Source organism: uncultured Dietzia sp., assembly GCF_937873725.1.
In the GTDB taxonomy this organism is placed as follows: domain Bacteria; phylum Actinomycetota; class Actinomycetes; order Mycobacteriales; family Mycobacteriaceae; genus Dietzia.
The window spans coordinates 1-9987 of sequence record NZ_CALMYY010000045.1 but is presented as its reverse complement, the minus strand read 5'-3'; the positions used below and the strand labels follow the sequence as shown (position 1 = coordinate 9987).

General features: G+C 71.6%; 11 protein-coding genes. 2 read left to right on the top strand and 9 right to left on the bottom strand.

Annotation, left to right across the window (positions count from 1 at the left end):
* Nucleotides 1-77 precede the first annotated feature (77 nt).
* The 6 genes from Q0444_RS04295 to Q0444_RS04270 all read right to left on the bottom strand — a co-directional run bounded on the left by Q0444_RS04295 (nt 78) and on the right by Q0444_RS04270 (nt 4951).
* Nucleotides 78-1079 carry a PDR/VanB family oxidoreductase gene (locus Q0444_RS04295; protein ID WP_299021648.1) on the bottom strand — a complete coding sequence of 334 codons (1002 nt, stop codon included), beginning with the start codon at nt 1077-1079 and terminating at the stop codon, nt 78-80.
* 25 nt (nt 1080-1104) lie between these two features.
* Nucleotides 1105-1296: a ferredoxin gene (locus tag Q0444_RS04290; RefSeq protein WP_291079971.1), complete on the bottom strand. Its 192-nt coding sequence runs from the start codon at nt 1294-1296 to the stop codon at nt 1105-1107.
* Nucleotides 1297-1327: 31 nt separating this feature from the next.
* On the bottom strand, nt 1328-2587 hold the full coding sequence (locus Q0444_RS04285) for a cytochrome P450 (RefSeq protein WP_299021645.1): 1260 nt from the start codon (nt 2585-2587) through the stop codon (nt 1328-1330).
* A gap of 50 nt (nt 2588-2637) precedes the next feature.
* Nucleotides 2638-3108, bottom strand: a complete 471-nt coding sequence (locus Q0444_RS04280; protein ID WP_291079967.1) for a nuclear transport factor 2 family protein — start codon at nt 3106-3108, stop codon at nt 2638-2640.
* A gap of 285 nt (nt 3109-3393) precedes the next feature.
* Nucleotides 3394-3771 carry a hypothetical protein gene (locus tag Q0444_RS04275; protein WP_291079965.1) on the bottom strand — a complete coding sequence of 126 codons (378 nt, stop codon included), beginning with the start codon at nt 3769-3771 and terminating at the stop codon, nt 3394-3396.
* 82 nt (nt 3772-3853) lie between these two features.
* Nucleotides 3854-4951 (bottom strand): tocopherol cyclase family protein, encoded by a 1098-nt coding sequence (locus Q0444_RS04270; RefSeq protein ID WP_291079964.1) that lies wholly within the window; start codon nt 4949-4951, stop codon nt 3854-3856.
* Between the two features lie 37 nt (nt 4952-4988).
* On the opposite strand from Q0444_RS04270, the gene Q0444_RS04265 reads away from it, so the two are divergent.
* Together Q0444_RS04265 and Q0444_RS04260 are read left to right on the top strand one after the other, a co-directional pair.
* Complete coding sequence (locus Q0444_RS04265) at nt 4989-5483, top strand: PH domain-containing protein (protein ID WP_291079963.1); 495 nt, start codon at nt 4989-4991, stop codon at nt 5481-5483.
* Nucleotides 5480-6964: a PH domain-containing protein gene (locus tag Q0444_RS04260; protein WP_299021641.1), complete on the top strand. Its 1485-nt coding sequence runs from the start codon at nt 5480-5482 to the stop codon at nt 6962-6964. Before Q0444_RS04265 ends, Q0444_RS04260 begins: the two co-directional genes overlap by 4 nt.
* Nucleotides 6965-6969: 5 nt before the next feature.
* Here the strand turns inward: Q0444_RS04260 and Q0444_RS04255 are convergent, their stop codons facing one another.
* From Q0444_RS04255 to Q0444_RS04245, 3 genes are read right to left on the bottom strand one after another with little or no spacing between them, the layout of a single operon-like run.
* Complete coding sequence (locus tag Q0444_RS04255; RefSeq protein ID WP_291079959.1) at nt 6970-7683, bottom strand: MOSC domain-containing protein; 714 nt, start codon at nt 7681-7683, stop codon at nt 6970-6972.
* On the bottom strand, nt 7683-8450 hold the full coding sequence (locus tag Q0444_RS04250; RefSeq protein ID WP_291079957.1) for an isoprenyl transferase: 768 nt from the start codon (nt 8448-8450) through the stop codon (nt 7683-7685). The genes Q0444_RS04255 and Q0444_RS04250 overlap by 1 nt, the downstream gene beginning before the upstream one ends.
* A 48-nt stretch (nt 8451-8498) precedes the next feature.
* On the bottom strand, nt 8499-9572 hold the full coding sequence (locus tag Q0444_RS04245; protein ID WP_291079955.1) for a 3-deoxy-7-phosphoheptulonate synthase: 1074 nt from the start codon (nt 9570-9572) through the stop codon (nt 8499-8501).
* Nucleotides 9573-9987: the final 415 nt, after the last annotated feature.

Sequence of the window (9987 nt, the reverse complement as noted above, 5' to 3'; positions counted from 1 at the left end):
GCCATCGATGTAGAACTCGCTGTAGCTCCTGGGGAGCATGGATCCTCCTGAGTTGGTGTGGGGGGCGGAGACCGCCCCTACAGGTCCAGCACGAGCTTGGGGCAGGCGGCGCGGGAGACGCAGATCATCATGGTCTTGCCCTCCTCCTGCTCTTCGGGGGACAGGACCACGTCCCGGTGCTCCGCGCGCCCCTCGAGGATCGGCGTCTCGCACGATCCGCAGGTGCCCTCGGTGCAGGACGTGGAGACGTAGACCCCGGCCCCGGTCACCACCTCGAGGATCGTCTGGTCCTCGTTGACGTGCAGGGTGGTCCCCGTCTGGCGGAGCTCGACGTCGAAGCCGGTGTCGGCGGACGTGTCGATCTCGACGGCCGAGAAGCGCTCGAGGTTCAGCGCACCGGCGGGCCACGACGCGCAGCGCGCCTCCACGGCGGCCAGGAGCGGCTCCGGACCACAGCTGTAGACCAGGGTCCCCTCGGCCGGCGTCCCGAGGAACTTCTCGAGATCGATCAGCCCCTTGCTGTCCGCCGGCCAGAAGGTCACCCGGTCGCCCAGGGCCCCCAACTCGTCCAGGTAGGCCATGGTCTCCTCGGACCGACCGCCGTAGACCAGGCGCCAGTCCGCGCCGGCCCGCTCGGCGGCGCCCACCATCGGGAGCATCGGGGTGACCCCGATGCCCCCGGCGATGAACAGGTAGCGCGGGGACTGGTGGAGCGGGAAGTGGTTCCGCGGGCCCCGCACCTCGATCCGGGACCCCACCGACAGCTGCTCGTGGATGCGCCGCGACCCGCCCCGACCCTCGGGCTCGAGCAGGACGGCCACGCGGTAGCTCCGGCGATCGAGGGGATCGCCACACAGGGAGTACTGCCGGATGAGGTCGTCCTCGAGCACGAGGTCGATGTGGGCGCCGGGCTCCCAGGCCGGGAGGTCGACGCCGTCGACGGACTCGAGGACGAGCTCGACGACTCCGCGCGCGCACTCCCGCCGACCGGCGACCACGGCGAGGAGCGAGGCGTCTCCGACCGGGAGGTCACCCGGATCGACGAACTGGGACTGCAGGGGTTCGGAAACCATGGTCATCTCTAACTCACCTAGTCGGGCTGGACTACTCGCGCACGATGGAGATCGCGGATTCCGGGCACGCCCGGACGAGGCGGCGCGCCGTCTCGGGGGACATCTCCGGGGCGTCCTCGCGGACCACCCCGCGGCCGCGCTCGTCCTCGGCGATGTAGTCGGGCTCCAACGTGTAGCAACGGGCGTGACCCACGCAGAACTCGTGGTCGATCTTCACCTTCATGACGTGTCCTCTCTTTGTGTCCGGTACGCGGTCAGTTGACCGCGGCGGCGGGGGTGATCTCGTCGACGGTGACCTCGAACTCGGTGAGTCCCCGGGTCGGCATCGAGTGGGTGTGGATCTCCTGATCCGGGACGAGCGCCACGCCCGGCATGCGGGTGAGGACGGAGGTGAAGGCAACCCGCAGGAAGATCCGGGCCAGGTTGGACCCGAGGCAGCGGTGGATGCCGGCGCCGAAGGAGACGTGGCGCTTGTTCTCGCGGCGCACGTTCCAGGTGTCGCCGTCGGGGAACACCGACTCGTCGCGGTTGGCCGACCCCGGGAGGTTCCAGACCTTGTCGCCGGGCTTGAGGTCGTAGCCGTTGAGAGTCGTCTCGGTGGTGACGGTCCGCTGGGTGAGCGTCACGTTGACGAAGAGCCGCAGCGCCTCCTCGATCGCCTCGTCGAGCAGGCTCATGTCGTCCTGGAGTTCCTTGAGGTCCTCGGGATGCGTGGCCATGTGGTGGATCGTGCCGCTCAGCACGGTGCCCGTGGATTCGAGCCCACCGAGCGTCAACGCGATCATGATCTTGAGCAGGTCGCCGTCGTCGGGGACCTCCCCGCCGGGCCGGCAGTTCGCCAGGACCGTCACGATGTCGTCCTCGCCCCGCGGGTTGGCCCGCCGCTCCTCGAGGATCTCGCGGAGCGCCTCCGTGAGGGCGCCGAAGGCCTCGACCGCGCGCTCGGGGACGATGAGCGCGTCCTGCGCCCACGCCGAGAACTGCAGGATCCGGTCACTGTCGCTGGGCACGCCGAGGATCACGGCGAAGATCGCGCGGGCCTGCAGCGGACGGACGAACTCGTCCATCACGTTGAACCGGGTGCGCCCCTCGAGACCCTTGAGCAGGTCGGCGGCGATCGTCTCGATGAGCTCCGCGTGGGCTTCCATCTTCTTGAGGGTCATCAGCGGCTCGAGGATCTTGCGCCACTCGCTGTGCACCGGCGGGTCGGTGTCGAGCGGGATGAACACGGCGACGTCGGTCGGGTCGTCGTAGCGACGGTCGGCGAGGTGCGAGGCGCCACGGCCGGACTGGAAGGTCTTCCAGTCGCGGTGGATCTTCCACAGATCCTGGTAGCGGGTCACCAGCGGGACGGTGGTGTTTCCCTGCTTGTGGAACGCCAGGTCGTGATCCTCGCGCAGGTGCTTGAGGATCTCGAGGTTCTTCTCGTTGTACTCGTCCGACCACATGTCCACGAACGGGCACTGGGGGGCGTCGGCGACGACGGTGTTCGGGTCGGGCAGTTCCTTACCCATGGTGTTCTCCTCCGGATTGCCGTGCTGGGGCTGGGTGTCTGGGATGTCGCTCAGGACTTGAGGCCCTCGGGGAGGAGCTCGGACTCGCCGGCCTCCACGAGGGTCCCGCCGAGCGCGCAGAACAGGATGATCGAGTCGTAGTACTCGACGAAGCGGGCGATCTTGCCGTCACGGCAGACGAAGCGGGAGATGTACTCGTTCTTGTACCGGGTGCCGCTGCGCAGGAGCATGTCGCTCTTGTAGGTGGCGATCACCACGTCGGGGTCCGAGGCCAGGGTGTCGATCTCGAGGTCGTGCAGGTTCTCCGAGCCGTCGATCATGTGGTCGCGGGCCTGGCCGAGGACCTCCATGTACGCGTCGCGGCCCACCGTCTCGCGGCCGAAGGTCGGGGGACGGAACGGGAGCTCAAAGACGACGTCCTCGGTGGACAGCTCGCCCATCGTCTCGATGTCCCACTTGTTGAGCGCGTCCGTGTACGCCCGCACGAGATCCAGGTTCTTGCGTCGCTGATCTTCGGTCATGTCATGCCCTCCAGGTAGCCGAGCTGAATTCACTTAGGGAGACCGTAACCACAATCACACTGTGATGCAAGACATAACTGCGGAAAAGTAGGAAATCATTGTTTTCACACCCAAGTGGACGTTTGCCCAGCTCAGCGCAGATTCGTCGCCGGTCGCGCTCCCGTGCAGGTGGCGGGCGCTTTCTAGCTGACGCGTCAGTCTCCGCTCCCAGACGCGGGACCCCAACGGACACGGCGGGGGCCGGGCCCCGGGAACACCCCCGGAACCCGGCCCCCGCCGGCCGACTCAGATGTGAGTGAAGCCGCTGACGTGGTCGAAGGTCCGAACCCTGCCGAACCCCTCGAGCAGGTCGCGCAGCTCGGCGTTGACGGGACCGTAGACCCGGAGATCCAACACGTCGACCGACGACATCAGTGCCGCGACCGTCCCCTGATCCATCTCGGCGAGGTGTTTGACCATCGCTCCGGCATCCCGGTAGTGCTCGTGGGCGAAGAGGATCCCCGCCTCCTCGTCCAGATAGAAGTTGTGCCCCCGGATGTGCCCACCCTCCGTCGCCGCACCCCTGCTCACGTCGCCGACCAATGTGCGGAGCCGATCGATCGGGACGTCGTCGTGGATCTTCATCTCCGAGGTGACCCGCACCTCTGCGCCGCTGTCTGCCATAGCTCTCCCTGGTAGTCGAATTGAATCCACTTCAGGACACTATGTGATCGGCACCACACCGTCAACGGCGCGTCGGCCGCCCCTACCGCGGCGGGGCGCCCGTCTCCCCCACCGGCACGCCGCGCCGCCGCAGCTCCGCCTCCGCGCGGTCGAGTCCGCCGTGCTCGAGCGCGGCCAGGGAGCTGCGGTCGCGCCAGACCAGCCGCCCGTAGCGCCTGACCTCCACCTCGAGCTCTCCCGAGAGGTGCTCGATCGCGCCGGCCGAGTTCCGCTTCTCCGAGGGCAGCGGTACGGGCAGCACGTGCGCCCGGGACAGCGGCGAGCGCCCGGTGACGCGGATACGCCAGCCGTAGCCCCGCCCCTCGAGGGCCCACACGTCGTCGCCCACGTCAGCGCGAACCGGCGAGACCACGGGGTTGCCCAGCCGCACCACCCTCCCGCCGGGCAGCCGCACCACCAGCGCGGTGACCTCGGTCCGCAGCGGTCCGGAGTGGACCTGCCCGCCCGCGAACGCCACGCACGTGTCCGGCTCGGAGAACGCCTGCGCCTGCCCCCACCACCAGGAGTCGGGAAACCCCTCACCGCCCCAGTTCTTCTCGCCGTAGACGTCCGCGGCGTCGAACTCCCAACGCCGACCGTCGACCTCGGCCCAGCCGCGGGCCTTCCCGCCGAGCAGCCAGGGGTGCCAGTACTGGTTGAGGGCGGGCACCGACTGGAAGACGCTCGACCCACCCACGGCCCGGCGCGGCCACCCCACCGGATCGGTGATCTCCACGTGCAGTCGCGCCCCCGGCCCCAGGTCCACGCGCACCCCGTCCGGCCGGTACTCGAACAGGTCGCCGGAACGGGCCCCCAGGCGGTCGGGATCGGCCCATCCCCTGGGCGCCGCGGCAAGACGGAGGGAGGAGAGGACCCCCGACGACGACGAGGTGGAGCCGTCCCCCGCCCGGCGGGATCCGTCCGCCCCGTCCGCCGGGATCACCTCGTCGGAGGCCAGGCCGAGCGTGGCCCAGTGGCCGTCGGGTCCCCGGTTGACCCCGATGAGCGCGATCACCACGCGCCCGCGCTCGCGGTCGGAGACCCGGAGGAAGTACCCCTCCATGGCCACCCCGTGCGCGGGGAGCGGATCGCCGAAGGGCAGGTCCGCGCCGGTGGCCCGGTATCGCCGCAGGAGACTCATCCCGCCAGCCTCCCACAGCCGGGCCTAGGCTGGGTTCATGACGACCACGGCCGAGGACCTGGGGCTGCGGCCCCCGCGCAACCGCGTCGACCCCCGCTGCCGACGGTGGTGGACGGCCCAGGTCGCCGCGTGGATGGTCTGGCCGTTGCCCGTCCTCCTCGGCCTGGGCCCGTTCCTCGGCCCGTGGGCACTCGCGGCGGCGGCGGCGTGGGCGGCTGTCACCGCCGCCGCTCTCGTGACGGTCCCGCGCGTCCGGTGGTCGATCCACCGGTGGGAGGCCACCGACGTGGCCGTCTACAGCCGTAGTGGACTGTTCTGGGAGGAGTGGCGCGCGGCGCCGCTGTCCCGGGTGCAGACCGTGGACAAGACCCGCGGCCCGCTGCAGCGGTGGTTTGGGCTCGCGACCGTCGTCGTCACCACCGCCTCGTCCAAGGGGGCGGTCCGGATCAGCGCCCTCGACGCCGCACGGGCGGCCGAGATGGTCGACCGCCTCACGATCCTCGCCGAGGACGATCAGCGGGACGCGACATGAGCGCCCCCCGGGAGTCCGACCCCGGGGCCGGCTGGGTTCGGCTGGACCCGCGGACGATCCCCGCGACGACGCTGGTGGCCGCCGGCGCCCTCGTCGCCGCGGCGGTGCCCGTGGCCATCGGCATGCTGCTCGGCGGCCTCGGCGTGGGATGGGGGCTGCTCCGGACGATCGGCGGGACGCTCGTCGGCACCTCCGCGACCGCCGTCTCCGAGGCCGCCCGGTTGGCCGTCACCCGCTACCGCGTCGACCCCCACCGCGTCGAGCGCCGCGTCCGCTTCCTCTCCAGCACCACGTCGACGCTGTCCACCAGCCGGGTACGCAACGTGGAGATCACCGCGGACGTGGTCCAGCGCCGACTGGGCGTCGCCACGGTCCGCCTGGCCAGCGGTGAGACCGACGGCTCGCGCATGACCCTCGGCGCACTCGACCGGGACGTTGCCGAGGACCTGCGGCGGCGCCTGCTCGCCGGACGGGCCACCACCGACTCCTCCGAGCTGGTCCGGCTCGACCCGGGCTGGGTCCGCTACGCCCCCGCCGGCGTCATGACGCCGCTGTTCGGCCTGGCGGGGATCGGCATCGTGTTCCAGGTGGCCGACTGGTTCGGCGCCGTCCCCGAGGTCCTGGCCTGGGTCTGGGACCGCATCAGTGGGCTGCCGATACCGGTGATCGCCGCCGGCGTCCTCCTGCTCGCGCTGCTGGTGGGCACCATCGCCTCGGTCGCGATCTTCGTGGAGAACTGGTGGAACCTGCGCCTCGACCACCACCGGGACGGGTCACTCGAACTGCACCGCGGCCTGCTGGTGGCCCGACACACCACGTTCGACGGCCGCCGGGTGCGCGGCGTCACGCTCCGCCAACCCCCGGGCCTGCGGACCCTGGGGGCCGCGCGACTCGACGTGGTGGCCGCGGGCGCCGGCACCGGCAAGGACGAGGAGGGCAAGGCCAAGCAGAGCCCCGCCCTCGTTCCCGCCTCCCCCCTCGCCGTGTCGTCCCGCGTCGCCGGGACCGTGCTCGGCGAGCCAGTGCCCACCGGGTTCGACGCCCATCCCCCCGCCGCTCGACGGCGCAGGCTCGTGCGGGCGATCGCCGTCGTCGTGGTGGTCACGGGCGCGGCCCTGGTGCCCGCCGTGATCTGGGCGTGGCTCTGGTGGGTGCCGCTGGTCGCGGCGGTGCTGACCGCGACCGTGGCGATCTGGGCCGGGCTGGACAACTCGCGCGGACTCGGTCACGCGATCACCGCCGGGGCGGTGGCGCTGCGCAAGGGGTCGCTGCTGCGGCGCACCGACGTCCTCCGCCGGGAGGGGATCCTCGGGTGGAACATCCGCCGCTCGCCCCTGCAGCGCCGCGCCGGGCTGGTCACGCTGGTCGCCACCACCGCGGGCGGCGGCGGCGCGTTCCGCCTGCCCGACGTGGGTCTCGCGCAGGCACCCGAGCTGTGGCGCACCGCCGGGACGGTGTGGGACCACCTCGCCCGGCCGTAGGTCCCTCAGTCCCCGTCGGCGGGCCGGATGTCGGTGGCGGGGTCGAGCTTGCGCACGAGGCTCGGTGCGAGATCGGAGAGGGCGTACGCGTCGAGCAGACGGCCGGCCTCGTCGTCGTCGACCCCCGCGAACACCCGCCCGATGGTGACGCCGTGCGTCGGGACCTCCGCGACGCGGACCTCGTCCCCCGCCCGCACGGTGCCCGGGGTCAGCACGCGGGCGTACGCGCCCGGCCGGCCCGCCTCGGTGAAGCGGCGGACCCACCGGGGCCGACCGACCCTGTCGGCGAAGGTCGCGCACGGGATCCGGGGCGTGGTGATCTCCAGCCGCAGCGGTCCGGCGCCCATCTCAAACACCGTGCCCATCTCTAACACCGTGCCGATCTGCAGCCGCGAGGTGTCGATGCCGGTCAGGCGGAGGTTCTCGCCGAAGAACCCGGGCGGGATCGGCCCACCGAACTCCGGCTCCCACTGCGCGACGTCGTCGTCGGACAGCAGGTAGACCGCCTTCCACACGCCGCCGTGGTGCTCCCGGTCGGCCTGGACGTCGCCGCGCAGGCCGTACTCCCGGACCTCGACCGGGCCCTCGACGGGCCGCTTGTCGATCGCGGTCACCCCGACCCTGCCGCGCACGGCCCGAAGCCGGTCCACCACGCAGACGGCCCGGACCGTGACCCGGCCGGTGAACGGCTCCGGCGCGGCGGCCCCGGACGCCGGCATCAGTGCCCGAATCGGCGGTTGCGGGCGCCGTAGTCGCGCAGCGCGCGCAGGAAGTCGATGCGACGGAACGCGGGCCAGTACGCCTCGGTGAACCAGATCTCCGAGTACGCGCTCTGCCACAGCAGGAAGCCGGAGAGCCGCTGCTCGCCGGAGGTGCGGATCACCAGGTCGGGGTCGGGCTGGCCGGAGGTGTAGAGGTGCTCGCCGATCCCCTCCACCGTCATGCCGTCGACCAGCTCCTGCCCGGTCCGGCCCTCGGCGATGAGCTGCGCCACCAGCTCGCGGGCCGCGTCGGCGATCTCCTGCCGGCCGCCGTACCCCACCGCCACGTTGACCTTGACGCCCGGCCTGCCGGTGCTCGCCCGCTCGGCCGAGCGCAGCCGCCCGGACAGCCAATCGGGCAGCACCTCCAGCCTGCCGACCATCCGGACCTCCCAGTTCTTCCCCGGTCCGGTGATCTCGTCCACCACGTCGGCGATGATCTGCAGGAGCTCATCGAGCTCCTCTGCCTCCCGGCCGAGGTTCTCGGTGCTGAGCAGGTAGATGGTGGCGACCTCGATCCCCAGCTCGTCGCACCAGCCCAGCATCTCGGCGATCTTCACCGCCCCGGCGCGGTGACCGTGGGCGACGTCGGTGAAGCCCGCCTCCTTGGCCCAGCGGCGGTTGCCGTCCGCCATCACCGCGATGTGCCGTGGCAGCCGGGCGCCGTCGAGCGACGACCGGAGTCGCGACTCGTACAGGGAGTACAGCGGGGAGGAGGCGTCCACGCGGGAAAGAGTACCGCGCGGCACCCCCCGTTCCGTGCCTCCCCCGACTCAGCCGCGGCGGCGGTCGCGCACCGCGGCGGCGAGCCCCCGCAGGCCCTCCGCCGTGGTGTCCCACCCGATGCAGGCGTCGGTCACGGACCGGCCGTACACCAACTCCGCCGCCTCGACGGACTGCGCGCCCGGCTCGAGGAAGCTCTCGATCATGAGGCCGGAGATCCCCGGCTCGCCGCCGGCGATCCGGTCGGCGAGCTCCGCCACGACCTCCGCCTGGCGCTCGTGCGACTTCCCGGAGTTGGCGTGGCTCGCGTCGACCATCACCAGTCCGGGCAGGCCGACCTTCGCCACCGAGGCCACCGCGGCCGCGACCGACTCCGCGTCGTGATTGGGCCCACCGGTGCCGCCACGCAGGATCACGTGGCAGTCGGAGTTGCCCGCGGTCTCCACCACCGAGGCCCGGCCCTCGGCGTCCGTCCCGAAGAACACGTGCCGCGCCGCCGACGACCTGCACCCGTCCACGGCGACCTGGACCTCGCCGTCGGTCCCGTTCTTGAACCCCACCGGCATCGACAGGCCCGACACCAGCTGGCGGTGCACCTGGCTCTCGGTGGTGCGGGCCCCGATCGCGCCCCAGGAGACGGCGTCGGCGATGTACTGCGGGCTCGTCGGCTCCAGGAACTCGGTCCCCACCGGCAGGCCCAGGTCCAGGACGTCGAGCAGCAGCGCGCGCGCGGTGCGCAGGCCGCGCGGGATGTCGTAACTGCCGTCGAGGGCGGGGTCGTTGATGAGGCCCTTCCACCCGACGGTGGTCCGCGGCTTCTCGAAGTACACGCGCATCACGATCAGGAGATCCTCGGCGACCTCCGCGGACAGGGCCGCGAGCCGCCCGGCGTAGTCGAGCGCGGCGTCCGTGTCGTGGACCGAGCACGGCCCCACCACCACGATCAGTCGGTCGTCGCGGCCCGCCAGTACGTCGGCGATCTCGGTGCGGCTGCGTTCGACCAGCGCCTCGCGGGCCGCGCCCAGCGGGAGTTCGCCGAGGATCTCGGTGGGGGTCGGCAGCGGCGAGTAGGACAGGACGCGCCGGTCGGCGGTCTGGGTGGGGTTCTCGGCGGTGATGGTCACGGCGGTGCGCTCCTGGTGTCTGGGCTGGTGGCGGTCCGGGTGCCGTGATCCTGTGAGGTGCCCGTGGTCGCACCCGGATCCGCCGTGTGAAATAGCGGAAGGCGGCGACCGTGTGGTCACCGCCTCTGGGCTCCGGGTGTCGAGACGTCCGGCTAGCGGACGCGTGCGCTCGCGGCGCGGGCTCCACCCGGAGCCCACATAAAGCGCCAATAGGCGCGAGCGATCGACATGCCCGACACCGTAGCAGAGAGCGTGTTCCCGGGACGAGTCGCCGCGGCCTCTCCCCCGCACCGCCCCGCCCTATTCGAACTCTTGCGCTACCGCCGGACCGGCGGTAGACTCGTACACACATTCGAGACCGGTGACGCGCGGGAGGGGGTGCGGGAATGTATACGACGACGAGTGCGCCGTTCGC

Coding starts and splice junctions, on each gene's coding strand:
- Q0444_RS04285 (WP_299021645.1), bottom strand. CDS start 2,587: ATGGGTAAGGAACTGCCCGACCCGAACACCGTCGTCGCCGACGCCCCC.
- Q0444_RS04290 (WP_291079971.1), bottom strand. CDS start 1,296: ATGAAGGTGAAGATCGACCACGAGTTCTGCGTGGGTCACGCCCGTTGC.
- Q0444_RS04270 (WP_291079964.1), bottom strand. CDS start 4,951: ATGAGTCTCCTGCGGCGATACCGGGCCACCGGCGCGGACCTGCCCTTC.
- Q0444_RS04265 (WP_291079963.1), top strand. CDS start 4,989: ATGACGACCACGGCCGAGGACCTGGGGCTGCGGCCCCCGCGCAACCGC.
- Q0444_RS04295 (WP_299021648.1), bottom strand. CDS start 1,079: ATGACCATGGTTTCCGAACCCCTGCAGTCCCAGTTCGTCGATCCGGGT.
- Q0444_RS04255 (WP_291079959.1), bottom strand. CDS start 7,683: ATGCCGGCGTCCGGGGCCGCCGCGCCGGAGCCGTTCACCGGCCGGGTC.
- Q0444_RS04275 (WP_291079965.1), bottom strand. CDS start 3,771: ATGGCAGACAGCGGCGCAGAGGTGCGGGTCACCTCGGAGATGAAGATC.
- Q0444_RS04260 (WP_299021641.1), top strand. CDS start 5,480: ATGAGCGCCCCCCGGGAGTCCGACCCCGGGGCCGGCTGGGTTCGGCTG.
- Q0444_RS04280 (WP_291079967.1), bottom strand. CDS start 3,108: ATGACCGAAGATCAGCGACGCAAGAACCTGGATCTCGTGCGGGCGTAC.